General features: G+C 60.6%; 20 protein-coding genes and 5 pseudogenes. 12 read left to right on the plus strand and 13 right to left on the minus strand.

Going from position 1 to position 24,757, the window contains the following annotated elements; all coding sequences use genetic code 11:
• Positions 1-202: 202 nt before the first annotated feature.
• Positions 203-1,618, minus strand: a complete 1,416-nt coding sequence (locus tag JFV26_RS09095; RefSeq protein ID WP_201191611.1) for a sensor histidine kinase — start codon at positions 1,616-1,618, stop codon at positions 203-205.
• Entirely contained in the window at positions 1,605-2,327 is a 723-nt protein-coding gene (locus tag JFV26_RS09100; RefSeq protein WP_201191613.1) for a response regulator transcription factor, read from the minus strand. Before JFV26_RS09100 ends, JFV26_RS09095 begins: the two co-directional genes overlap by 14 nt.
• Positions 2,328-2,541: 214 nt before the next feature.
• Between JFV26_RS09100 and JFV26_RS09105 the strand changes: the two are divergent.
• Positions 2,542-5,291, plus strand: a pseudogene (locus JFV26_RS09105) (response regulator).
• 195 nt (positions 5,292-5,486) lie between these two features.
• A complete protein-coding gene (locus tag JFV26_RS09110) occupies positions 5,487-6,476 on the plus strand; it encodes a 2-hydroxyacid dehydrogenase (protein WP_201191615.1) in 990 nt (329 codons plus the stop codon).
• An 18-nt stretch (positions 6,477-6,494) separates the two neighbouring features.
• Here the strand turns inward: JFV26_RS09110 and JFV26_RS09115 are convergent, their stop codons facing one another.
• Complete coding sequence (locus JFV26_RS09115; protein ID WP_201191617.1) at positions 6,495-6,935, minus strand: hypothetical protein; 441 nt, start codon at positions 6,933-6,935, stop codon at positions 6,495-6,497.
• Positions 6,936-7,070: 135 nt separating this feature from the next.
• Here JFV26_RS09115 and JFV26_RS09120 point away from each other — a divergent pair, with 135 nt between their 5' ends.
• Both JFV26_RS09120 and JFV26_RS09125 read left to right on the plus strand, forming a co-directional pair.
• Complete coding sequence (locus JFV26_RS09120) at positions 7,071-7,505, plus strand: hypothetical protein (RefSeq protein WP_201191619.1); 435 nt, start codon at positions 7,071-7,073, stop codon at positions 7,503-7,505.
• Positions 7,505-7,909, plus strand: a complete 405-nt coding sequence (locus JFV26_RS09125; protein WP_201191621.1) for an META domain-containing protein — start codon at positions 7,505-7,507, stop codon at positions 7,907-7,909. The genes JFV26_RS09120 and JFV26_RS09125 overlap by 1 nt, the downstream gene beginning before the upstream one ends.
• A 167-nt stretch (positions 7,910-8,076) precedes the next feature.
• On the opposite strand, the gene JFV26_RS09130 is transcribed toward JFV26_RS09125, so the two are convergent.
• Complete coding sequence (locus JFV26_RS09130) at positions 8,077-8,544, minus strand: TlpA disulfide reductase family protein (protein WP_201191623.1); 468 nt, start codon at positions 8,542-8,544, stop codon at positions 8,077-8,079.
• Between the two features lie 114 nt (positions 8,545-8,658).
• On the opposite strand from JFV26_RS09130, the gene arsC reads away from it, so the two are divergent.
• From arsC to JFV26_RS09145, 3 genes are read left to right on the plus strand one after another with little or no spacing between them, the layout of a single operon-like run.
• Positions 8,659-9,012 carry an arsenate reductase (glutaredoxin) gene (gene arsC, locus JFV26_RS09135; protein WP_201191625.1) on the plus strand — a complete coding sequence of 118 codons (354 nt, stop codon included), beginning with the start codon at positions 8,659-8,661 and terminating at the stop codon, positions 9,010-9,012.
• Complete coding sequence (gene wrbA, locus JFV26_RS09140) at positions 9,009-9,605, plus strand: NAD(P)H:quinone oxidoreductase (protein ID WP_201191627.1); 597 nt, start codon at positions 9,009-9,011, stop codon at positions 9,603-9,605. The genes arsC and wrbA overlap by 4 nt, the downstream gene beginning before the upstream one ends.
• A gap of 1 nt (position 9,606) precedes the next feature.
• Positions 9,607-10,032: a DUF2069 domain-containing protein gene (locus JFV26_RS09145; protein ID WP_201191629.1), complete on the plus strand. Its 426-nt coding sequence runs from the start codon at positions 9,607-9,609 to the stop codon at positions 10,030-10,032.
• Between the two features lie 90 nt (positions 10,033-10,122).
• Here the strand turns inward: JFV26_RS09145 and JFV26_RS09150 are convergent, their stop codons facing one another.
• Positions 10,123-10,797 carry a DNA-3-methyladenine glycosylase I gene (locus tag JFV26_RS09150; RefSeq protein WP_201191631.1) on the minus strand — a complete coding sequence of 225 codons (675 nt, stop codon included), beginning with the start codon at positions 10,795-10,797 and terminating at the stop codon, positions 10,123-10,125.
• A gap of 127 nt (positions 10,798-10,924) precedes the next feature.
• Positions 10,925-11,748, minus strand: a pseudogene (gene ttcA / locus JFV26_RS09155) (tRNA 2-thiocytidine(32) synthetase TtcA).
• 363 nt (positions 11,749-12,111) lie between these two features.
• Here ttcA and JFV26_RS09160 point away from each other — a divergent pair.
• Positions 12,112-12,714, plus strand: coding sequence for a Yip1 family protein (locus JFV26_RS09160; protein ID WP_201191633.1), 603 nt, complete (start codon positions 12,112-12,114; stop codon positions 12,712-12,714).
• Positions 12,715-12,867: 153 nt separating this feature from the next.
• Positions 12,868-13,362, plus strand: a complete 495-nt coding sequence (locus JFV26_RS09165) for a SprT family zinc-dependent metalloprotease (RefSeq protein ID WP_201191635.1) — start codon at positions 12,868-12,870, stop codon at positions 13,360-13,362.
• Between the two features lie 122 nt (positions 13,363-13,484).
• Here the strand turns inward: JFV26_RS09165 and JFV26_RS09170 are convergent, their stop codons facing one another.
• Both JFV26_RS09170 and JFV26_RS09175 read right to left on the minus strand, forming a co-directional pair.
• Positions 13,485-14,666: a CaiB/BaiF CoA transferase family protein gene (locus JFV26_RS09170; RefSeq protein WP_201191637.1), complete on the minus strand. Its 1,182-nt coding sequence runs from the start codon at positions 14,664-14,666 to the stop codon at positions 13,485-13,487.
• A 143-nt stretch (positions 14,667-14,809) separates the two neighbouring features.
• The gene (locus JFV26_RS09175) at positions 14,810-16,144 is read right to left on the minus strand and encodes a dicarboxylate/amino acid:cation symporter (protein ID WP_201191639.1); all 1,335 of its coding nucleotides are present in this window, start codon (positions 16,142-16,144) and stop codon (positions 14,810-14,812) included.
• Positions 16,145-16,484: 340 nt separating this feature from the next.
• Here JFV26_RS09175 and JFV26_RS09180 point away from each other — a divergent pair, with 340 nt between their 5' ends.
• Positions 16,485-17,483, plus strand: coding sequence for an AraC family transcriptional regulator (locus tag JFV26_RS09180; RefSeq protein ID WP_201191641.1), 999 nt, complete (start codon positions 16,485-16,487; stop codon positions 17,481-17,483).
• Positions 17,484-17,593: 110 nt separating this feature from the next.
• Here JFV26_RS09180 and JFV26_RS09185 read toward each other — a convergent pair whose 3' ends face one another.
• The 3 genes and pseudogenes from JFV26_RS09185 to JFV26_RS09195 all read right to left on the minus strand — a co-directional run bounded on the left by JFV26_RS09185 (position 17,594) and on the right by JFV26_RS09195 (position 20,336).
• Complete coding sequence (locus JFV26_RS09185; protein ID WP_201191643.1) at positions 17,594-18,940, minus strand: ATP-binding protein; 1,347 nt, start codon at positions 18,938-18,940, stop codon at positions 17,594-17,596.
• Positions 18,937-19,614, minus strand: coding sequence for a response regulator transcription factor (locus JFV26_RS09190; RefSeq protein WP_201191645.1), 678 nt, complete (start codon positions 19,612-19,614; stop codon positions 18,937-18,939). The genes JFV26_RS09185 and JFV26_RS09190 overlap by 4 nt, the downstream gene beginning before the upstream one ends.
• 120 nt (positions 19,615-19,734) lie before the next feature.
• Positions 19,735-20,336, minus strand: a pseudogene (locus JFV26_RS09195) (hypothetical protein).
• A 145-nt stretch (positions 20,337-20,481) separates the two neighbouring features.
• On the opposite strand from JFV26_RS09195, the gene JFV26_RS09200 reads away from it, so the two are divergent.
• The gene (locus JFV26_RS09200) at positions 20,482-21,273 is read left to right on the plus strand and encodes a dienelactone hydrolase family protein (RefSeq protein ID WP_201191647.1); all 792 of its coding nucleotides are present in this window, start codon (positions 20,482-20,484) and stop codon (positions 21,271-21,273) included.
• Between the two features lie 154 nt (positions 21,274-21,427).
• Positions 21,428-22,153, plus strand: a complete 726-nt coding sequence (locus tag JFV26_RS09205; RefSeq protein WP_201191648.1) for a 4'-phosphopantetheinyl transferase family protein — start codon at positions 21,428-21,430, stop codon at positions 22,151-22,153.
• Positions 22,154-22,281: 128 nt separating this feature from the next.
• Here JFV26_RS09205 and JFV26_RS09210 read toward each other — a convergent pair.
• Both JFV26_RS09210 and JFV26_RS09215 read right to left on the minus strand, forming a co-directional pair.
• Positions 22,282-23,744, minus strand: a pseudogene (locus JFV26_RS09210) (ATP-binding protein).
• Between the two features lie 143 nt (positions 23,745-23,887).
• A pseudogene (locus tag JFV26_RS09215) lies at positions 23,888-24,600 on the minus strand (response regulator).
• Between the last annotated feature and the right edge of the window lie 157 nt (positions 24,601-24,757).

Raw genomic sequence — 24,757 nt, forward strand, 5'->3', positions numbered from 1 at the left:
TGTGTGAATACTGCTGACACTTTTGCCGGTTGGGAAACATTGCGCCCGAACAGTGAAGCTTTGAGCTTGCGTTCCGTGTACGGCCTGGGCAATTGTCGCACCAGTGGTGCGAATTTCTATTCAGCGCGGTAGAAGGGGGCGGCTGTCAGGGCCTCATCGCGAGCAGGCTCGCTCCCACAGGGTTCGGCGTTGTTCACGCGGTTTATGGGCGACACAAGTCCACTGTGGGAGCGAGTCTGCTCGCGAAGGCGTCGGCACTGACACCATCAACATCAGCCACCAATCGCATGTTCAGCCGCAACCCGAACTCAGTATTCTCAGCCCAAAGCTCCCCGCCCTGACGCTGCACCGCATTCCGGGCGATGCTCAATCCCAGTCCGAACCCACCATCCCCCGGCCGCGAACCATCCAGGCGAATGAACGGCGAAAAGATCCTTTCCAGATCGGCTTCAGCCACCCCGCCGCCTTGATCCCCCAGCCACAAATGCCAGAAGTCTCCATCGCGCTGTCCCCCCAGACGGACAATGCCGCCATCGGGAGAATGCCGAATCGCATTCCGCAGAATGTTTTCCAGCGCCTGGGCCAATGTATTCAGATGGCCGCGCACCCAGCACGATGCATCCACTGCACAGTGCAGCCGACTCGCCGGCCAGCCACTTTCATAGCAGGCGTTTTCCGTGAGCATGTCCCACAGTGCCTGAACCTGGATCGATTCGTCGGGCAGCCGCGCACGTTCGGTATCAAGCCAGGCCAGTTGCAGGGTGTCCTCCACCAGCCGTTGCATGCCGTCGACTTCACGGCCAATGCGTGCACGCAATTGCACCAGCCCCTGTTCACTTTCGCTGGCCACCCGCAAGCGGCTCAACGGCGTGCGCAATTCATGGGACAGGTCGCGCAACAGTTGTTGTTGCAGGGCGACGGTGCTTTGCAGGCGCTCGGACATGTGGTCGAAGGCCCGACCCAGTTCACCCAGTTCATCCGAACGATTGGTGATGTGGCTCGACAGACGCACGTTCAACTGGTCGGCCCGCCAGGCGTTGGCCTGTTCGCGCAAGCTGTTCAACGGCACCACCAGCAACCGGTATAAACCGACACACAGCAGCAAGGTGAACAGTCCGGGAATCACCCCGCTGGTGATCACGCGCCAGAACACCCGGTATTGCCCGGGCAAGAAGCGTTCGGGCAGTTCGATCACCAGGTTGCCTGCGTAGGGGTTGCCGGGAAACGGCACGCGCAGCCACGGCAAGCCTTGCTTGTGAATAGGCCAATCGAGGCCGCGCAGAAAGGTCAGACGATCGATTTCCTTATCTGTCAGTGGCTGACTGCTCAGCGACTGCAAATCACCGCCAATGACCCCTACCCAGCCTGTTTCGCGCTGTTTCATACCTTGCAGCCAGGCATCGATGCCCGCGCGCTGGCCCCGATGCCACGCCTGTTGGGCCTCGGCGGCGTAGCGCGTCAGCGTGCCTCGAGCGTCATCCGACAGGAACTGGTTGCGCTCCTCCATGTAGCGCCCCCAGGACCAGCTCAGCCAGATCATCAACAAACAGAACGCCACCAACAGGCACGCCAGTTTCCAGAACAGCGAGTGCCGGCCCGGCAAATCAGACCATTTCATCGACGGCGCTCAATACATACCCTTTACCCCAGACCGTGCGCACTTCGCGCTCGGTATAACCGACGGCCTTGAGCTTGCGACGGATCTGGCTGATGTGCATGTCGAGGCTGCGGTCGTGGGCCGCGTAGCCCCGTTGCAGCACCTGCTGATAAAGGAAGGCTTTGCTCAACACTTCGTCGTTGTTGCGATTGAGGGTTTCCAGCAACCGATACTCGCTGCGGGTCAAGCCGGCGGCTTGCTCGCGATAAAAGACTTCGCACTGCTCATCGTCGAAAAGCAGGCTATGGACCGGCGTCGCAATCGCTGTCGGCGTGGGTCGACGGTCGAAAGCCACCCGCCGCAGGATGGCTTCGATGCGCACCCGCAACTCGGCCATGCTGAACGGTTTGGGCAGGTAATCGTCGGCACCCAGGCGAAACCCGCTGATGCGATCCGCCTCCGCGCCCAGTGCCGACATCAGCACCACCGGGGTGGCGTGGCTCTGACGCAGTTGGGTCAGCACGTTCAGGCCGTCCAGGCCCGGCAGCAGAATGTCCATCAGCACCACATCGAACGGTTGCACCCGGGCGATAGCCAGGCCTTCCTGGCCGTTCTGACACCAGGTCACCTGAAAACCGCAGCGCCCCAGGTGCTCGTGGACATAAGCACCGAGCACGAGATCGTCTTCTATGGACAGGATACGAGGAAGGCGAGCAGCGATGGGAGTCATGACTATCTGCAAATAATTCTCAGTTGGCGATTATTCAAGATTGCCTCGCCTGGGGCAACCCACGGTTTGCCCGGAAGGCAAAAGCCCCCATCCAGCCGACGAATGACGAGATCAACTTTACGAAGATTGCCCGCAAGCAAATCGCTACACTGCGCAAGTGGTGCGTGCCGGATGCACGTGCGGGTTATTCAATCGCGGGATGCAGGAGAGTTGCGTGCTCAAGAAACTGGGAATTAAAGGCCGCGTGCTGTTGCTGACCCTGCTTCCAACCAGCCTGATGGCGTTGGTGCTGGGCGGCTATTTCACCTGGATGCAGCAATCGGACCTGCAAGCCCAACTCATGCAGCGCGGCGAGATGATCGCCGAACAACTTGCACCGCTGGTTGCCCCGGCCATGGGCCACAAAAACACCGAGTTACTGGAGCGCATCGCCACCCAGTCACTGGAACAGACCGATGTGCGCGCAGTGACTTTCCTCGCACCCGACCGTACACCGCTGGCCCACGCGGGCCCGACCATGCTCAATGCGGCACCGACCGGCAACGGCTCGCAGATGCTGCGGCGCAGCGGTAACGACGCGACCCGCTACTTGCTGCCGGTGTTTGGCAAGCATCGTAATTTGGCCGGTGACCTGATTCCCGACGAAGCCGACCGCCTGCTCGGCTGGGTCGAGCTCGAACTGTCCCACAACGGGATGCTGCTGCGCGGTTACCGCAGCCTGTTCGCCAGCCTGCTGTTGATCGGCGCCGGCCTGGCCGGTGCGGCGTTGCTGGCCTTGCGCATGGGCCGGACTATCAATCGGCCGATCAGCCAGATCAAACTGGCAGTGGCACAACTCAAGGACGGTCATCTGGAAACCCGCCTGCCGCCCCTCGGCAGCCAGGAACTGGATGAACTGGCGTCGGGCATCAACCGCATGGCCGGCACCCTGCAAAACGCCCAGGAAGAATTGCAACACAGCGTCGATCAGGCCACCGAAGACGTGCGCCAGAACCTGGAAACCATCGAGATCCAGAACATCGAACTGGACCTGGCGCGCAAGGAAGCCCTGGAAGCGAGCCGGATCAAATCCGAGTTTCTGGCCAACATGAGCCATGAAATCCGCACGCCGCTCAATGGCATTCTCGGCTTCACGCATCTGCTGCAAAAAAGCGAGCTGACCCCGCGCCAGCTCGACTATCTGGGTACCATCGAAAAGTCCGCCGACAGTCTGTTGGGGATCATCAACGAGATCCTCGATTTTTCGAAAATCGAGGCCGGCAAACTGGTGCTCGACAACATTCCGTTCAACCTGCGCGACTTGCTGCAAGACACCCTGACCATCCTCGCCCCGGCCGCCCACGCCAAACAGCTGGAACTGGTGAGCCTGGTCTATCGCGACACGCCACTGTCGCTGGTCGGCGATCCGCTGCGGCTCAAGCAGATCCTGACCAACCTGGTCAGCAACGCGATCAAGTTCACCCGCGAAGGCACCATCGTCGCCGGGCCATGCTTGAAGAAGAACACGAAGACAGCGTGCAACTGCGCATCAGCATTCAGGACACCGGCATCGGCCTGTCGAACCAGGACGTGCGCGCCCTGTTCCAGGCTTTCAGCCAGGCCGATAACTCGTTGTCGCGCCAGCCCGGCGGCACCGGTTTGGGGCTGGTGATTTCCAAGCGCCTGATCGAACAGATGGGTGGAGAGATTGGCGTCGACAGCACGCCGGGCGAAGGTTCGGAATTCTGGGTCAGCCTGAGCCTGCCGAAAACCCGCGACGACGCCGAGGACCTGCCCGGCCCGCCGTTGCTCGGGCGTCGCGTGGCCGTGCTGGAAAACCACGAACTGGCCCGTCAGGCATTGCAGCATCAACTGGAAGATTGCGGCCTCGAAGTCACGCCGTTCAATACCCTGGAGAGCCTGACCAATGGCGTCACCGGCGCCCATCAGACCGAGCAGGCAATCGATCTGGCGGTACTCGGCATCACCAGCAATGACATGCCGCCGGAGCGTCTCAACCAGCACATCTGGGACCTCGAACACCTGGGCTGCAAAGTCCTGGTGTTGTGCCCGACCACCGAACAGACGCTGTTCCATCTCTCGGTGCCCAACCCTCACAGTCAGCTCCAGGCCAAACCGGCCTGCACCCGCAAATTGCGTCGGGCCTTGTCCGACCTGGTCAACCCGCGCCAGCAGCGCAGCGAGCCCGGTGAACCGGTGTCGAGCCGGGCGCCGAAGGTCCTTTGCGTCGACGACAACCCGGCCAACCTGCTGCTGGTGCAAACCCTGCTTGAAGACATGGGCGCCAAAGTGCTCGCCGTGGAAAGCGGTTACGCCGCCGTCAAAGCAGTGCAGAACGAAACCTTCGATCTGGTGCTGATGGACGTGCAGATGCCCGGCATGGATGGGCGTCAAAGCACCGAAGCGATTCGTCAGTGGGAAAGTGAACGGCATTGCACGCCGCTGCCGATTGTCGCCCTCACCGCCCACGCCATGGCCAACGAAAAACGTGCGCTGCTGCAAAGCGGCATGGACGATTACCTGACCAAACCCATCAGCGAACGGCAACTGGCCCAAGTGGTCCTGAAGTGGACCGGCCTGGCACTGCGCAATCAGGGTCCGGAGCGCTCCAGTGACAGCCATGGCGCCAGCGAATTGCAGGTGCTCGATCACGAAGAAGGCTTGCGCCTGGCTGCCGGCAAGGCGGATCTGGCGGCGGACATGCTGGCGATGCTGCTGGCTTCGCTGGAAGCCGATCGCGAGGCGATTCGCGTCGCCCGCGAAGCCAACGACCAGAACGCCTTGATCGAGCGGGTCCATCGCCTGCATGGGGCCACGCGTTACTGCGGCGTGCCGCAATTGCGTGCTGCCTGCCAGCGCAGTGAAACGCTGCTCAAGCAACAGGACCCGAAGGCTGCGGCGGCACTCGAAGAACTGGAGCGCTCAATCAATCGCCTGGCCGCACAGGCGCGTATCAGCGCCTGACCCAGGGCAATACCTCCCCTCGCCCAGACCGCTACGATCCCTGTAGCAGCTGGCGAAGCCTGCGTTCGTCGACGAAGTCGTCGTAAAAACAGGCGATGCGGTGTTGCAGTTAAACCGCGTTATCCGGGTTCGCGACGACTGCGTCGCCGAACGCAGGCTTCGCCAGCTGCTACAAAGCTATCCAAGGAGGACACGATGCGCACGATTCTTTTCAGCAGCCAGACCTACGACCGCGACAGCTTCCTCGCCACCGACTTGCCGGCCGGCGTCGAGTTGCAGTTTCAATCGGCGCGCCTGAGCCTCGATACCGTGGCGCTGGCCGAGCATCACGAGGTGGTGTGCGCCTTCATCAACGATGACCTCAGCGCCCCGGTGCTCGAACACCTCGCCGCTGGCGGCACCCGCCTGATCGCCCTGCGCTCCGCCGGTTACAACCATGTCGACCTGGTCGCGGCGAAACGCCTGGGCCTGGCCATCGTGCGGGTGCCTGCCTATTCACCCCACGCCGTGGCCGAACATGCAGTGGCGCTGATCCTGGCGCTTAACCGACACCTGCATCGTGCCTACAATCGCACCCGCGAAGGGGATTTCAGCTTGCACGGACTGACCGGCTTCGACTTGGTGGGCAAGACTGTCGGCGTGGTCGGCACCGGGCAGATCGGCGCTACGTTCGCCAAAATCATGAACGGATTTGGTTGCCAGTTGCTGGCCTACGACCCATTCCCGAATCCACAGGTCGAAGCCCTCGGCGCGCGCTACCTGAGTTTGCCGCAATTGTTGGCCGAGTCGCAGATCATCAGCCTGCACTGCCCGCTCAATGAGCAGAGCAAGCACTTGATCAACCGTCAGTCACTGGCCCACCTGCAACCGGGAGCGATGCTGATCAACACCGGACGCGGTGGCCTGGTGGACACCCCGGCACTGATCGACGCCTTGAAAGACGGACAATTGGGCTATCTGGGGCTGGATGTTTATGAAGAAGAGGCGCAGCTGTTTTTCGAGGATCGCTCGGACTTGCCACTGCAAGACGATGTGCTGGCGCGACTGCTGACCTTCCCCAACGTCATCATCACTGCGCACCAGGCCTTCCTGACCCGTGAAGCCCTTGGTGCGATTGCCGCGACTACCTTGCAGAACATCGCTGCCTGGTCGGCCGGGGCGCCGCAAAACCGGGTCGAAGGCTGATCCGGCCAAGCGCTTGGGTCAGTGTTTCGATAACAGGATCATCAACCCCAGCCAACCGAAGCCGATCAAGCGCTGTGTCAGGGAATGGCCGCGGCGCAGCAAAAACCAGACAAAAAACGGTGGCAGTAAAAACACCATGATCTTCAACCACACTTCCACCGGGCGTACCGCGGTGTCGGTCGCAGGTGCGGTCATCGGCTCAGTCATCGGCGTGCCACGGCGTCGGTGCCGGGAAACAGGCAATGCCATTTCAGGGACTTGCTCGACGTTCGGCGCCGGCCTGGCCGTGACAGACGAAACCTCCGCGACCCGTTCATCGCGCGGTAACTGCCCGAAGGAAAGTGGTGAAGCCCTGAAGGTGCTCGCTTGCCCCGCGGCGGCGGGTGCGCCGCAGTGAATGCACGTGGGTGCCACAGAGCTGATGCTCTGCTTGCATTCATAACAATCGATCAAGGCCATTTCCATTCCTTAGGGGGGCAAAAAGCGGCAGTGTGCCATGAGCGGGCAAGTGATTTGAACCTGATCGAAGGTCACATGCCCACGCCATGCTGCGTTGATGCCCGTGCTAGCATACCGCGCATATTTGGAGGACCCATGGTCGAACACGATTTCCGCTACACCCTGATGAACCCGCAGCACACCCTGACCGAATGCCGCGCCCTGGTGCCGGGGCGTTATCAAGTCACCGGCAATGGCGGCTCGATTCGCAATAATGACGTGCTGGTGGTCACCCTCAAAGGCAGCAAGGACTTGTCCATGCGCCTGAGCGTCGAAACCGTTCGCCACCTGATCAACCCGCCCGGCCAATGGGTCGCGGTGGCCAGTGGTCCGGTGTTCGGTGAACTGGCGATCCACACCTGGAAGGTCAATTGCGACAGCTGCACCAAAGAACTGAGCTTCGAGTTCGCGGTCGACGCCAAATTGGGCAACAAGGCTGAAAAGCCTGCCGCCACAGCGCGCATTGCCGAGCTGGGCTGGACTTGCGTTGGCGAGAAACACCTGTGCCCGAAATGCCAGGAGCCTGCGTGATGAAACACCTTGTTCTGGCCGCCATGGCGGGCGCCAGCCTGATGGGCTGCGCCGCCGACCCGGTGCAATTGCAGCAAAACCGCAGTTACATTCTGGAGTGGATCGGCGAACGTCCGTTGATGGACTACAGCCATTTGACCATCACCCTGGGTGACGACGGTCGCGCCTACGGCAATGGCGGTTGCAACCACTGGTTCGCGCCCTACACCCTGGAAGGCGACAAGCTGAGCTTCGGCAAAGTGGGTAGCACCCGCAAACTATGCGCACCGGCGTTGATGGAGCAGGAAAAACGTTTCCTGCAAGCGCTGGAAAACGTGCAGCGCTGGGACATCTCCCCGATCGACCAGATGCGTTTCTGGCCGGCCGAAGGCAAGCCGTTGCGTTGGTGGCTTGAAGAGGGTTGATGACGCGACACAGCCCTTGTAGCAGCTGGCGTAGCCTGCGTTCGGCTGCGCAACAGTCGTAAACCCTGAGCATGCGGTCGTTCTGCAGGACCGCATACACTGATTTCACGACTGCTGCGCAGCCGGACGCAGGCTACGCCAGCTGCTACACGTGACGGCTCATCTGCTCAATTAGTTGCTTGCAACGCCTCCAGCTTCGCCATCACCCCCGACGCCGTCTGCTCACCCATCAACTGTTCCCGCACCTTGCCCTTGTTGTCGATGATGTAAGTCACCGGTAGCACTTCACTGCGTGGCAGATCAAAGAAATCCGCCGGATCCTGGGCCAGCACGGTGAACTTGATCCCCAGCTTCTCACTGGCGCTCTTCAGCTCTTCGCCCTGCACATTGTCGAAGTTGACCCCGAACACACCAATTTTCTTGCCATTGAGCTCTTCGGCCAGCGCGTTCAACTGCGGGATCTCGGTGCGGCACGGGCCGCACCATTCAGCCCAGTAATTGACCACAATCCATTGTTTGTCGAGACGACCGGACGCCACTTTGTGGCCATCCTGGTCGATGCCATAGTCGTTGCCACAGCCCCCCAGCATTAACGCCCCGATGATCGCCAACGCCACTGAAAATCGCCTTGTCATGTCGTGATCCTTGCTCAAAATTGAATGCGCCTGCGACCCATCGACTCTCACGGTTCTGGATTGCGCGCTGCGCAGTTAGAATAGCCGCCACCCTACGCAAGATGCGACCCGCACATGACCGATCTGACGCTTTATCACAACCCGCGCTGCTCGAAATCCCGCGGTGCGCTCGAACTCCTTGAAGCCCGTGGCCTGGCGCCGACCGTGGTCCGCTACCTCGAAACCCCGCTGGACGCCGCGCAACTGCAGAGCCTGCTGGGCAAACTCGGGATCAACGCCCGGCAATTGCTGCGCACCGGTGAGGACGAGTACAAAACCTTCAACCTGGCCGATGCCACACTGACCGAAGCGCAATTGATCGCGGCCATCGCGGCCCACCCGAAACTCATGGAGCGACCGATTCTGGAAGTCGGCAACAAAGCCGTCATCGGCCGTCCGCCGGAGAATGTGCTGGAGTTGTTGCCGTGAGCGCGCCGTATATTCTGGTTCTGTACTACAGCCGCAGCGGCTCGACCAATGAAATGGCCCGGCAGATTGCCCGTGGGGTTGAACAGTCGGGAATGGAAGCGCGCCTGCGCACCGTGCCGCCGATTTCCACCGAGTGTGAAGCGGTGTCGCCGGACATCCCGGACGAAGGTGCGTTGTACGCCAGCCTCGACGACCTGAAAAACTGCGCCGGCCTGGCCCTCGGTAGCCCCACCCGCTTCGGCAACATGGCGGCGCCGCTCAAGTACTTCCTCGACGGCACCAGCAACCTGTGGCTGACCGGCGCCCTCGTCGGCAAACCGGCCGGCGTGTTTACCTCCACCGCGAGCCTGCACGGCGGCCAGGAAACCACGTTGCTGTCGATGATGTTGCCATTACTGCACCACGGCATGCTGATCACCGGCCTGCCCTACAGCGAATCGGCCCTGCTGGAAACCCGTGGCGGCGGCACGCCTTACGGCGCCAGCCATCACGCTGGGGCCGATGGCAAACTCGGTTTGAATGAGCATGAAGTCGCACTGTGCCGGGCCTTGGGCCTGCGCCTGGCGAAGACCGCACAGAAGCTGGAGGGCTGACATGGCCAAGAAGCCAAAGATACTGCCCTCGATCGAATGGCTCGAACCTCGGGTCCGGGCGATGCGGGTGGTCAGCCTGCTGTGCTTTTTCGGTCTGGCAGGGCTGCTGTGCGCCTACTACTTGCTGGTTGCCGACCTGCATGGCGCGCGGCCGTGGGTGATTTTGCTGATCGAACTGGTGCCGCTGCTATTGCTGGCGCCGGGGATGATTGTCGGCAGCGCCCGTGGGCATTCATGGATGTGTTTTGTGGTGAACCTGTACTTCATCAAAGGCGCACTGGCGGCCTATGACCCGAACCGGCAGCTGTTTGGGTTGCTGGAGATGGGCGCGAGCCTGGCGGTGTTCTGTTCGGCGTTGTTGTATGTGCGGTGGCGATTTCAGTTGAATCGCAAGCTTGCTGGCGAGGGCGAAATCTCCGTCGCCTGAGCTGACGCTATCGCGGGCAAGCCTTGCTCCTACAAGGACAACTCCGTACCTGTAGGAGCAAGGCTTGCCCGCGATGGGCGCGACTCGGTCTCAATGATTCACGGTGTAAGCCAGCATCATCGAAATCTGACTCATCGCCCGCCCACCGCTCTGTTCATGCCACTGGTTGAACACGTCCTGCACCAACGCCAGATCCCGTTGGCTGGTCGGCACCTTGTCGACGATCTTCTGTGCGTTCAACCCCGCCACCACGTCATAGCTCGGCACAAACGTGTCCTTGCCGACCATGCGCAAGAAGCGCGGCGCCGATAACCCGCCCAATTGATGACCGCGCTTTTTCAGGAAGGTCCACAAGCCGACGATATCCGTCACCGGCCAATCAGCGATCAACGCGCCGAAACTGCCCTTCTCATGGGCCACATCCAGAATGAATTGCGCATTGCGCGGCACGCTCTTGAGCTTGCCCAGGTGGCGGATGATCCGCGCGTCCTGCATCAGTCGCTCCAGGTGTTCGGCGCTCATCAGCACGACTTTTTCCGGGTCGAACTTGAAAAACACTTCCTCGAAGGACGGCCACTTGGCGTCCACCAGGCTGTGCTTGAGCCCGGCGCGGAACACGCGCAGCGCCATGGTCGAGAGATAGCGGTCGTCGCTGATCTTGCGCAATTGCGCCGGGGTCTTGGGTACCGGCAGATGGGCTTCCAGTTCAGCTGCCGAACCGAAGCGGTTCAGACAGTACTCATGTAGCCACTTGTAATCGCGCATGCCCTCTCCTGAGGATTGAAACGAAAAACCTATGGGAGCGGGCTTGCTCGCGAAGGCGGTGGGCCATTCAACAGAGATGGCGGCTGACACTACGCCTTCGCGAGCAAGCCCGCTCCCACAGTTTTGATTAGAGGTTCACTACGTTGACGAACCGCGAGGCGGCGGATTCATCGATGCGCAGGTTGGTGAAGTCAAACAGGTTGCGGTCCGCCAGTTGCGACGGCTGCACATTTTGCAGACTGCGGAAAATACTTTCGGTGCGGCCCGGGTCTTGCGGTCCCACTCTTGCAGCATGTCCTTGACCACTTGGCGTTGCAGGTTTTCCTGAGAGCCACAGAGGTTGCACGGGATGATCGGGAATTGCTTGAAGTCCGAGTAGGCCTGGATGTCTTTTTCGTTGCAGTAGGCCAATGGACGGATCACCACGTTGCGCCCGTCATCGGCGCGCAGCTTCGGTGGCATGGCCTTGAGCAAGCCGTTGAAGAACATGTTCAGGAAGAATGTCTCGACGATGTCGTCGCGGTGGTGACCGAGGGCCATTTTGGTCGCGCCGATTTCGTCAGCAAAGGTGTACAGCGTGCCGCGACGCAGGCGCGAACACAGCGAACAGGTGGTCTTGCCTTCCGGGATCAGCTCTTTGACTACCGAGTAAGTGTCTTTCTCGACGATGTGGTACTCGACGCCCAGTGCTTTCAGGTACGCCGGCAACACGTGCTCGGGGAAGCCTGGCTGCTTCTGGTCCATGTTCACGGCCACGATGTCGAACTTGATCGGGGCGACCTTCTGAAAGTGCATCAGCACGTCGAGCAGGGTGTAACTGTCCTTGCCACCGGACAGGCAGACCATGACCTTGTCGCCGTCTTCAATCATGTTGAAATCGGCAACAGCCTCACCGGCCTGGCGGCGAAGGCGCTTTTGCAGTTTGTTCTGGTTGACCGTAAGAGTGCCCATGACGCGAAATCCGTGAGGAGTGACGAAAGGCCGGCATTTTACGCAAATCGCCGATAGATCAAAAGATCGTACCCCTGTAGGAGCTGCCGAAGGCTGCGATCTTTTGATCTTCGACCATTTCTGCCCCCACGAAAGATCAAGATCAAAAGATCGCAGCCTTCGGCAGCTCCTACAAGTCGTAACCGCGATTAAGTCCCGGGTTTACAGCGCGATTTGCTCTAACGCCCTGCAACCTGCGCCGTTAAGACCTTTCTATACTGCGACATAAGGTCGCACACATATTCAGACCTTTACTTACTTGGCCGCATTGGCCCGTAGGCGCTCCGCTGGGGGGCGATGGTAAAAACAAGAGGAGTGACTGGCATGATCCATCACGTAGTGGGGCTCTTCACCCACCCCGACCAGGAATGGAAAGAAATCCGTGGCGACCAGGAGGAAAGCATCAGCCACATGTACCTCACCCACACGCTGATTCTGGCGGCGATCCCCGCCGTCTCCGCGTTTATCGGCACTACCCAGGTCGGCTGGGTCATCGGCAGCCGCGCGCCGGTGATGCTGACCCAGGAAAGCGCGATCTGGATGACCGTCATGTCGTACCTGGCGATGCTTGGTGGTGTGGCGGTGATGGGCGCGTTCATCCACTGGATGGCCCGCACCTATGATGCCAACCCGAGCCTGGCCCGTTGCATCGCATTTGCCACCTATACCGCCACACCCTTGTTCATCGGCGGGCTGGCAGCGCTGTATCCGCACATGTGGCTGGGGATGATCGTCGGCACGGCCGCCATTTGCTACACGGTGTACCTGTTGTATGTAGGGTTGCCGACCTTCATGAACATTCCATCGGACGAAGGATTCCTGTTTTCAAGCTCGGTGCTCGCCGTAGGGTTGGTGGTGCTGGTGGCCATCATGGCGTTTACCGTGATCGTCTGGGGCCTGGGCGTTGGTCCCGTCTACACGAACTAGAACTTCAATAGAACAAGATCTGCCAATACAGGCCGCCGCGAGGCGGCCTTCTACTGTCGATTGAAAGAGCACGAACAACGACCATTCGGCGCCTGGCCGATTCGCAAGCCCCGGGGTTGCGGCATACTCGACGTCTCTGGAGATCCATCAAGCATGCCCGAGCAACTCAATACCCGCGTCGAAGACTGTTACCAACAAGCCGAAACCTTTTTCAAACGACCTTTCAAACGCCCCGTGGTGAGCCTCAAGCTGCGCGGGCAAAAAGCCGGTGTCGCGCATTTGCACGAGAACCTGCTGCGCTTCAACCCGCAGCTGTACCGGGACAACACCGAAGACTTCCTCAAGCAAACCGTGGCCCACGAAGTTGCGCACCTGATCGCCCATCAACTGTTCGGCGATCGCATCCAGCCCCACGGTGAAGAGTGGCAACTGATCATGCGCGGCGTGTACGAACTGCCGCCCAACCGTTGCCACACCTACGACGTCAAACGCCGCAGTGTGACCCGCTACATCTACAAATGCCCGTGTGCCGACAGCGATTTCCCGTTTTCGGCGCAACGGCACAGTTTGGTGCGGCAGGGACGGCGGTATTTGTGCCGGCGTTGCCGCAGTACGCTGGTGTTTAGTGGGGAGATGCGGGTCGAGTAGGTCAGATCTTGTGGTGGATGGGCCGGCCTCTTCGCGAGCAGGCTCGCTCCCACGATGGATTTATGTCACACCGAAGATCCCCTGTGTGAGCGAGCCTGCTCGCGAAGGCGTCCTGGCAAGCGCTACAAAACCACCTTGGTACGACGCAATTCCTCGATCCGCTCAGCACTAAACCCCAACTCCCCCAACACCTGATCCGTATGCTGACCCAGCGCAGCACCGATATGCCGCGGCTCCGGTAATCCATCAGAGAATTTCAACGGACAGGCCATCTGCGCCTGAGTCGAACCATCCCCGCGAGGCACCTCAGTCACCAATCCTCGCGCCTGCAACTGCGGATGCCGCACCGCCTCGCCCACGCTCAACACCGGCTCGACACACGCATCCACTCCGGCAAACAGCTCACACAACTGGGCAAAGTCATGCTTCTCGAATTCAATTTTCAACTCATTCTTCAACACCTGTTGCTGCTCGGGTTGGGGCGACAAACCCTGGACCGCCAGTTCCGGCCGTCCCAGCGCCGAACACAATTGCTGCATAAACGCCGGTTCCAGACTGCCCACCGATAACCAGCGACCATCCCGCGAACGGTAATAGTCATAGAAGCTACCGCCATTGAGCATCTGGTCTTCGCGCCCCGGCTCCACGCCACAGGCCAGATACCCGGCGCCAGCCATAGCGTTCAGGCTGAAGGCGCAGTCGGTCATGCTCACGTCGAGGTGCTGGCCCTGCCCCGTCTGCTGCCGGGCGATCACCGCCGCCAGCAATCCGATGACGCCATGCAACGAACCACCGGCAACGTCTGCCGCCTGGATCCCCAGCGGCAGCGGTCCGCTGTCGGCGCGGCCGGTGTAACTCGCCACCCCGGCCAAGGCCAGGTAATTGATGTCGTGACCGGCGCGATCCTTGTAGGGTCCGGTCTGTCCGTAACCGGTGATCGACACATAAATCAGCTTCGGGTTGATCGCCCTCAAGGCTTCATAGCCCAAACCCAGGCGCTCCATTACGCCGGGGCGAAACTGCTCCAGCACGATGTCGTGGTCCTGCAGCAGTTGCCTGATCACCTCCAGCGCCTCGGGCTGCTTGAGGTCCAGCGCCAGGCTACGCTTGTTGCGATTGAGGTAAGCGTGACTGGCCGAGACCCCCAGGTCGTGGGGCGGCAGCACCCGCAACAGGTCCATGCGGGTCGGCGATTCGATGCGCAACACCTCCGCGCCCATGTCTGCCAGCAACAGGGAAGCAAATGGCCCCGGCAGCAGTGTCGAGAAATCCAGAACCTTGAGTGATGCCAGTGGACCGGGCATGGGTGTACTCCTTGAGCGATGCCTCCAGCCTAGGCAGCCAATTGCATTGCAGCAATCACCCGTTGTGTCAGCAGTCGTGACCGTTGCGCTCAAATTCCAGGCATAAAAAAACCCGCCGAAGCGGGTTTTTCAGGGCAACCGTCTTATTTGACGTTGCTTGGGGTTACGCCTTCGGCAACGCCCAGGTCGTCTTCAGGACGGGTGTCGGTGATACCACGACCGCCAGAAGCCAGTTCGGCGGTCATCACGTCAGTGTCCAGCTCCTTGACCCACTTGGCCACTACCAGAGTGGCAACAGCGTTACCCACCAGGTTGGTCAGGGCACGGGCTTCGGACATGAAGCGGTCGATACCGAGGATCAGCGCCAGGCCGGCAACCGGCAGGTGGCCAACAGCCGACAGGGTTGCGGCCAACACGATGAAGCCACTACCGGTCACGCCAGCAGCGCCTTTGGAGGACAGCAACAACACCACCAGCAGGGTGATCTGGTGCGTGATGTCCATGTGGGTGTCGGTCGCCTGAGCGATGAACACGGCCGCCATGGTCAGGTAGATCGCAGTACCGTCGAGGTTAAACGAGTAACCGGTCGGGATCACCAGACCCACAACGGATTTCTTCGCGCCCAGACGCTCCATCTTGATCAACATGCGTGGCAGCACGGATTCCGAGGAGGAAGTACCCAGCACGATCAGCAGTTCTTCACGGATGTAGCGGATCACTTTCAACACGCTGAAGCCGTGAGCGCGAGCAATGCCGCCCAGCACCACCAACACGAACAGCAGGCAGGTGATGTAGAAGCACAGCATCAACTGGCCCAGTTGCACCAGCGAACCCACACCGTAGGCACCGATGGTGAACGCCATGGCGCCCAGGGCACCGAGTGGCGCAAGCTTCATGATCATATTGATGATGTTGAACATCACGTGGGCGAAGCGATCAATGAAGTCCAGGATCGGCTTGCCGTAGGCACCCAGGCGATGCAGGGCGAAACCAAAGATCACCGAGAACATCAGCACTTGCAGGATATCGCCGGTCGCGAATGCACCGAAGATGGTATTCGGGATCACGTTCAGCAGGAAGCCGACGACGCTTTGATCAGCACCGGCCGCGACATATTGAGCGACTTTGGAAGCATCCAGCGTGGTCACGTCGATGTGCATGCCGGCGCCAGGCTGGACGATGTTGACCACCACCAGACCGACCAGCAGTGCAATGGTCGAAACGATTTCGAAGTACAGCAGCGCGTAACCGCCGGTCTTGCCGACCGATTTCATGCTCTGCATGCCCGCGATACCGCTGACGACGGTGCAGAAGATGATCGGGGCGATGATCATTTTGATCAGTTTGATGAACCCGTCACCCAGAGGCTTGAGGGCCACACCGGTCTGCGGGTAGAAGTGACCGACCAGGATGCCGATGGCGATGGCAACGATCACCTGGAAATACAGGGATTTGTACAGTGGCTGACGAGTCGTCATTGCAAAGTTCCTCAAGAGTGTCCCGCGACAACATCCATCTGTTGCCCCATGACACTTCAATTGCGAACCCTCCTGCACTGGAGGGATTTGTTTTGTCGAGCTGCTCAATGGCAGGCATCTGCCCGTTGTATCGCAAAGCCCGTGCCACCTTCACCGAATCGCCTGCAAGCCTTTTGACATCAAGGGCTACAGGGTTTTATTTGTCACCGACCGGTTACAGCAATGTGGCGGATTCCCGCCTATAGGCCAGACCTCGTCCTACAATTTGGCGGATATCCGCCTTGTTCATCGCCAAGCCCTGCGGCTAACATCCGCCGTTCAATGGACGGACCTGCCTCCCATGCGCGAACGCACCATCGCCAGTCATTTCGCCCGTGCCGCCCTCGGTGGCGCCCGTCGGCGTGGTTATGATTATTCAGGCTTGTTGTTACAACTGGGGATCAGCCCCGAGTTGCTCGACGAGCCGCGGGCACGCATCGCGCCGGAACAATTCACCCGGCTGCTCCAGGGCCTGTGGCTGGCGCTGGACGACGAATACCTGGGATTCGGGCAGGCACCGAGCAAACCCGGCAGTTTCGCCATGATGTGCCACGCCATCATCCATTGCCGCAATCTGGATAAAGCACTTCATCGCGGCTTATTATTTTATAGCCTATTCCCCGAGGCGCCGCGTCTGACCCTGACCCGCGAAGACGAAATGATCCGCCTGAGCCTCGACGACTCGCAGTTGCGGGACCCGGATCACTTCCTCAGTGAATCCCTGCTGGTGATCTGGCATCGTCTCGGCAGTTGGCTGATCGGCCAGCGTATTCGCCTGGAACAAGCGACGTTCAGCTATCCGAGACCTGAGCACGGGGCGGAATACGATCTGCTGTTTCCCTGCCCGCCAGTATTTTCGACAACCCAGAGCAGCCTGCTGTTTCATAGCCGCTACCTGAGCATGCCGCTGTTGCAGGACGAGCGAACGCTCAAGCATTTCCTCGAACGCTCCCCCGCCGACCTGTTGTCGCGCCCGGACGACGGCGACAGTTTGAGCAGCCAGTTGCGCCGTTTGCTCAGCCGCGACAGCGCACGTTGGCCGGACCTGGAAGCGGTGGCCGCGCACTTGCACATCAGCCCGCAGACCTTGCGCCGGCATTTGCGCGAAGAAGGCAGCAGTTTTCAGGAATTGAAGGATCAGTTGCGGCGCGACATTGCGATTTATCACCTGGGGCGGGCGGATCTGTCGTTGCAACAGATTGCCGAGCAACTGGGGTTTTCCGAGCCTTCGGCGTTCCATCGGGCGTTCAAGAAGTGGACCGGGTTGACGCCCGGCGCTTATCGCGCTCAAGAGAATTAAAGTCAAAAGATCGCAGCCTTCGGCAGCGCCTACAGGGATCCTGCGTTACCCGCGATGCCGTGGTGTAAACGCATCTGCAGGAGCTGCCGAAGGCTGCGATCTTTTGATCTTCAAACCACCGAAAAATGAATCCGGAACGCCGCGCCGCCCATGGCCGAATCCCCCAGGGTCAACTTGGCGCTGTAGCTTTCGATGATGTCCTTGACCACCGCCAACCCGATCCCCTGCCCAGGATGTTGACGATCCAGTCGCTCCCCACGTTGCAGAATCCGCGCACGCTGGTCCGGCGGCACACCCGGCCCGTCATCTTCCACGCACAACTCTATCGAGCTCAAGGTTTCTCGCACGCTGATGCGAACTTCACTCAGGCACAGGCGGTAGGCGTTTTCCAGCAGGTTGCCCATCATCTCCAGTAAGGCGCCCTGCTCGATCGGCACGTAACACGGGTCCGGCAAATCGAAAGCGACCCGCACACGCTTGTCGCGGTAGACCTTGTCCAGGGTGTCGCAGAGGCTTTGCAACACCGGGCGCAAGCGCACCTGATGGCGTACCAGACCGCTTTTGCGCAGGCTGGCGCGCTGCAACTGATAGCTGATCTGCTGACTCATGCGTTCTATCTGCGATTGCAGCACCCAGGCCTGGTCACGATCCTGCGGGCGCCGGGCCATGTCCTCACTGACGCCTTGCAACACCGTCAATGGCGTTTTCAAGCTGTGGGCCAGGTCGTCGAGGGAGTCGCGATAACGGCTGCGCTGCTCACGCTCGCTGTGCAGCAAGCGGTTGAGGGAACCGGTCAGGCGCAGCAGTTCACGGGGGTGTTCTTCGCTGAGGCTTTCGCGGGTACCGCTTTCGATCTGGTCCAGTTCCTGGCTCAGCCGGCGCAACGCCTGCAAGCCCCAGGTCAGGCCGATCCACAACAACGACAACAACACCAGCAACGCGGCGCCAAACCCCAGATAGAGATTTTCGCGCAGGCCTTCAAGGGTGGCTTCGTACTCACGAACCGGCTGCAAGGCCACGATACTGAACGCTGCACTTTTACCGCCCAGCAGTTTGACCTCGACGTCATAGACGAAGAACTCATGACCATTGGCCTCGCGAATCCGCGCAAACTCGCTACCGCGCCCGTCGTAACGCGGCTTGTAGTTGATGTTCTCTTCCTGGGAGGCCTTCGAGCGCCAGACCAGATGTCCCTCGCGGTCATAGATGTAGCCCAGCAAACGGCTGTCGGTGAGGTTGAAACGCTCATCGGGCAATTGCAAAGGCATCTGCAAGTGGTTGTTCTCCACCCGGGCAGCGGAGATCAGCGTGGTGACGTCCGAGGCCAGGCGTTGCTCAATGGAGTCCTGCAACGCCAGGCTGAACGCGCCCTGCATCGCCGGCAGCAACGCCAGCATGAACAACACCGCCAACAGTGTGGCGGCGAGCATCAGGCGAACGCGAAGAGAACGAATCAAGTACAACGCTCATTGAACAAGTAGCCGAGGCCACGCACGGTGTCGATCGGTTTGAACCCGGAGGGGCCTTCGAGTTTGCGGCGCAGGCGGCCGACCAGTACTTCGATCACATTCGGATCGCGCTCGTCGTCATCCGGGTAGAGCTGTTCCATCAAGCGGTCCTTGGCCACCACTTGCTGGTGATGGCGCATCAGGTACTCGAGAATCCGGTATTCGTACGCGGTCAGCGCCAGCGGCTGTTCTTCGAGGGACGCCTGCTTGCGATTGAGGTCGAGCATCAACGGCCCGGCGACAATGGTCGACTGAGTGAACCCGCTGGAACGGCGCAACAAGGCATTGAGCCGGGCGTCCAGTTCTTCGAACTGGAATGGCTTGACCACGTAGTCGTCGGCACCGGCGGCAAGGCCTTCAACCTTGTCCTGCCAATTGCCGCGAGCAGTGAGGATCAGGATCGGAAAGGCCTTGCCCTGGGAGCGCAGCAGACGGATCAGGTCAAGCCCGCCCATGCCCGGCAACCCGAGGTCGATCACCGCCAGGTCATGGTTGAACTGCTCGGTCTGATACAGCGCCTCTTCGGCGTTGGCCACGGACTCGACCACGTGACCGCTATCCGTCAGGCGGGTTTGCAGGTGATGGCGCAGCAGCGCTTCATCTTCGACGACCAGCAGTTTCATAACGCTCTCCCGGGCAAAACAACATCTCCAGAGGCATGCTCACATGCCTCGATGACCAACATGGCGACGCCGGATCACCCCTTCAGGGTGACCCGGCGCAGGTCCATCACGAACCGCTTGTTAGAAAGCGTAATTCGCCGACAAATACGTCTGGGCGCTGCTGTTCAGGGCCAGCGACCCTAGTTTGCTGCCACCGCGCTCGCTCATTTCGGTGCTGGCATTGCTGCGCAGGTAACGGTAACCCAGCTCGACCGAAGTGTTTTGTGAAACTTGCTGCAACACACCGACCTGGCCGCCGAGGGCGTAACCGATGTCGCTATCGCGGCTGAAGCCCGGGGACTCCTGGGTCATTTTGGTGATACCGACCGTGGCGCCGCCAAACAATTTAGTGCTGCCGCCCACCGGGTAGAACAAATCGTAGCTGCCCAGCAGGTTTTCCTGGCGCAGTTTAATGCCATTGTGCGAGCCCGACACGTTGTCGTAAGTGGCGTAGTAACGGCCCTGATTGTTTTGCTGGCCCAGCCGCACCCCCAAGTGGTGTCCTTGCCGATCACGCCGTCGGCGTTCGGACTGTTGAGGTTGTCGTTCAAGGCGTGGGATTTGTTCACCTTGTCGCTGGTCTGGCCGAGGGTCAGGCCGGCGAAGGTGCCGTCAGTCGCATTGGCGGCCGCGCTGGCGCCGAAGACGGCGAAAGCCAGAAGCAGTTTTTTCAATCCAGTCATAGGAAGTTTCCTTATGCGCTATCGCTTTTTGGGTACGGGGCAAGGTTACTCACCCGCCCCTGAACTCCCCCTGAACGCACTCTGAACCTAAGCTGAATCAAATCGACTAGGCTGTTTTGATCACTTCGTTAAAGGAGACCCGACCATGCGCATGTTCCTAGCCCTCGTTTTACTGGCCTTGAGCGGGCTGACTCAGGCTGCGATCAAGACCCAGGAAATCCCCTACCAAAGTACCGACGGTACAAAAATGATCGGCTACTACGCCTATGACGATGCGGTCAAAGGCCCGCGCCCGGGCGTGGTGGTGGTGCATGAGTTCTGGGGGCTGAACGATTACGCCAAGCGCCGCGCCCGGGACCTCGCCGGTCTGGGCTATAGCGCGTTGGCCATCGACATGTATGGCGGCGGCAAGAACACCGAGCATCCGAAGGACGCCATGGCCTTCATGCAAGAAGCACTGAAGGACAGCGCGGTGGCTAGCGCTCGTTTCCAGGCAGGGCTTGATCTGTTGAAACAACAGCCGCAGACCGACCCGAACAAACTCGCGGCCATCGGTTATTGCTTCGGCGGTGGCGTAGTGCTGAATGCGGCGCGTCAGGGCTTGCCGTTGAAAGGTGTGGTGAGTTTCCACGGGGCACTGGCAACCAACACGCCAGCAACACCGGGCAGCGTGAAGGCGAAAATCCTCGTCGAGCATGGCGCCAAGGACAGCATGGTCACCTCGGATAACGTGGCGGCGTTCAAGTCTGAAATGGACAAGGCCAGGGCCGACTACAAGTTCGTCAGCCTGGCGGACGCCAAGCATGGGTTCACCAACCCGGATGCAGATCGCTTGAGCCATGGTGATCATGGCGGGCCGGACATTGGTTACAACAAGGCGGCGGATGCCAGTTCGTGGGCGGACATGAAGGCGTTTTTCAAAAAGATATTTAGCTGAGTCGGTAGACCGTGGCGCGGCCATTCGCGAGCAGGCTCGCTCCCACAGGGGAATGCATTTCACATGTGGGAGCGAGCCTGCTCGCGAATGGCCTCGACGCCGATCTGAACCTTTGCACTACCCAGCCGCGACCCAACCCGGCAAAATGCCCGCCATGAATCCCGCCCCCGCCCTGCCCGTCTGCTGCACCCCACTTGAGGCCCATTGGCCGCTACCGTTCGTGCTGCCCGATGCAGTGCTGCTGAGTACTCACTTCGACACCTCGCAACTGGCCGGCGATGACTTCCAGCGCAGCGCCATTGAGCCGCCCGCGAGCATCCAGCGTTCGGTGGCCAAGCGTCAGGCCGAGTTTCTGGCCGGGCGTGTTTGCGCCCGGGCCGCGCTGCAACAACTGGAAGGGCTGAGCTTTATCCCGGCCATTGGCGAAGACCGGGCACCGGTTTGGCCGGCGCACATCACCGGTTCGATCACCCACAGCACCGGCCAGGCTGCGGCCATTGTTGCGAAGAAAGCGCACTGGCGCGGCCTGGGCCTGGACCTGGAAAACCTGCTCAATGTCGAACGGGCCGAGCGCCTGGCCGGGGAGATCCTTACGCCGCCGGAGTTACAGCGCATGGCGGCGGGCAGCTCTGATCAATTGGCGTTGCTGGTCACCCTGACGTTTTCGGTGAAGGAAAGCCTGTTCAAGGCGCTCTACCCGATCGTGCAAAAGCGCTTTTATTTCGAACACGCCGAAGTGCTGGAATGGACCGAGAGCGGTCAGGTGCGGTTGCGGCTGCTCACGGACTTGTCCAGTGAGTGGTGTAACGGGACTGAATTGGACGCGCAGTTTGGGGTGCAGGATGGGCAGTTGTTGAGTTTGGTCAGCATCAAGGCTTGAGATCTTCTGTATCCGGGCGGGCCTCTTCGCGGGCAAGCCTCGCTCCTACAAGTGTTGCGTCGTGCCCGCCCCCAAACCTGTAGGAGCGAGGCTTGCCCGCGAAGGCGGTGGCCCTGACACCCACAACCTCAACGCTTTTCCTGATTGCGCGGCCAGCTCAAACTGAAACACGCCCCGCCCAGACTTTTACTCTTGCTGATCAGCGCCCGCCCGTCATGCCAATGGACGATCCGCCGCACGATAGACAGCCCCAACCCATGCCCCCGGACGCGCGGGTCCGGCTGTCATCAAGGCGCAGGAACGGCGTGAAGATTTTCTCCCAGGCCACTTCCGGCACGCCCGGCCCGTCATCCTCGACATCGACCCGGCAGCGCAACTGCCCCACCTGATAACTGACGGTCACCCGCGACTGCGCATGGCGCATGGCGTTGCCAACCAGGTTTTGCAACGCCCGGTGCAAGTAGCGCGGTTCAGCTTCGACCCAGGCATCGTCACAATCGGCGGCCGACAGGCACAACCCTCGTTGTACCGTGACGTCCGCGCGCAACGGCGCCAGTTCCCCGATCACCTGATTGACCAGCGCATCGAGATCGATGCGCTGGAAATTCAACGCCGGAGAGCCCTGTTCCAGCCGCGCATAGGTGAGCATCTCGTCCACCAACTTGTCGAGGTCCTCGATGTCGTGGTCCATGCCTTCGCGGTACTTTTCCAGAGCCTGGGGCGTGGTGGCCGAGCCAATCATTTCCAGGCCAAAACGCAGGCGTGCCACCGGCGTACGCAGTTCATGGGACACCGCGCGCACCAGCTCGCGCTGAATCGCCAGCAGTTGCTGCAAGTGCTCAGCCATGCCGTTGAACGCCGCCGCCAGACGCCCGACCGAATCTGCGCCGCGCGCCGGCACGCGGGTTTCCAGGCTGCCCCTGGCGATGCGCGTGGCGGCGGCTTCGAGGCCGCGTAAGCGCCGCTCGAGTTGCCGCACCAGCAAGTAAACGATCAAACCGATCAGCGTCAGTCCAAGGGCGGCAATCAGCACCAGCCACTCCGGCGGATACGGGTTCATCTGAAACAGCGGGCCGATTTCCAGCACCCACGGCGTGCCGACCATGCCGGCAAACACCCGGATCGAATCGCCGCCCTTGCCCAGCGCCATTACCGTGTCGCCCTCGGACACCCGACGACTCTGATCCTCGTCCATGTCGGCCTCTTCGACCGTGACCAGCCGCAGGTCAAAACCGAAGCCTTTATCTTCTTTCAATTGCGCCAGGCGTTTGGGTTGCTCGGCGACCGGGTAGCGCACCAGTTCGTCGGCCAACAAATAAATGGTTGCCCGGGCCAATTGCTCGCTGATCTGCTGGACTTCCCCGGTGAGCACCAGTTGCTCTTTGTCGCTGACCAACCGGTAAACCTTTGCTGCGTGAGGGCCGGTCTGCTCGACCAGCGCATGGCCACGCAGCACACGGGTGCGCTGGGTCAGGTCGAGGTCAGTCTGGGCGAAGGTCTGCAACGCCAGGGGAATGCCCAGCAGACGCTCCCAGACCAGCAACGCCCGGTGGCGCTCGGTCTCGTTCATGGGTTGCAGGTTGTCGGCCATCAGCGAAAACGTGCCGTGAGCCAGGCGCTCACGGTATTGCTCGCTACGCACCTGGTTGAGCAGGTGCAGCGCCAGCACGCCGAGCACCGCCACCAGGACCAGCGCCGCACACATGCCGCCGTAGATGCGCAGGAAGATCGAGTTCACAGCGTGCAGGCTTGCGGAACGAACAAGTAACCCTTGCTGCGTACGGTCTTGATCAACCGCGGGTGCTCCGGGTCATCACCGATCTTGGGGCGAATGCGCGAGATGCGCACGTCGATAGAGCGGTCCTGGCCGTCATAACCGATGCCGCGCAATGCGGTGAAGATTTCTTCCCGGGACAGGATGCGCCCGGCGTTGGCCACCAGCAGCCAGAGCAAGTCGAACTCGGCGCTGGTCAGTTCGATGCCGTTGTCATTGAGCCAGGCTTCGCGCAAGGCGTTGTCCACCACCAACGGACCGAACTGCAAGCGCCGGAGTTTTTCCGGGGCCACTTCCGGCGCTTCGCTGCGGCGCAGCAAGGCCTGGATACGTGCCAGCAGCAAGCGCGGGCGCACCGGTTTGCAGACGTAGTCGTCGGCGCCCAGGTCCAGGCCGAGAATCTGGTCGGCGTCATCGGTACGAGCAGTGAGCATCAGGATCGGCCCGTCATACTTGTCGCGTACCTTGCGGCAGATGCTCAGGCCATCCTCCCGGGCAGCATCAGGTCGAGGATCACCAGGTCTGGCTGCTCCTTGATGATCCGCGCCGCCGCCAGGGCGCCATTGCCTTCGATTGCCACGCACAGGCCATTGGCTTCGAGGTAATCACGGGTCAGTTCGGCCAGACGCTGGTCGTCTTCGACAATCAATACCTGCCAGGCTTCTTGCTCCACCGGTGACCTCTGCTTGCCAACAACACTAATAAGGAAGGATCCGCCCGTCTTTTTGTAATGATTGGGGAGGATAAGAATGCTTGTGTACCGGCCGATTGTATAAACGTCGACTGCCGAGAAAACAAGTCGGCAAATGCGTTCGGACAACGCGTTTTTT

It is taken from the genome of Pseudomonas sp. TH31 (assembly GCF_016650815.1).
In the GTDB taxonomy this organism is placed as follows: domain Bacteria; phylum Pseudomonadota; class Gammaproteobacteria; order Pseudomonadales; family Pseudomonadaceae; genus Aquipseudomonas.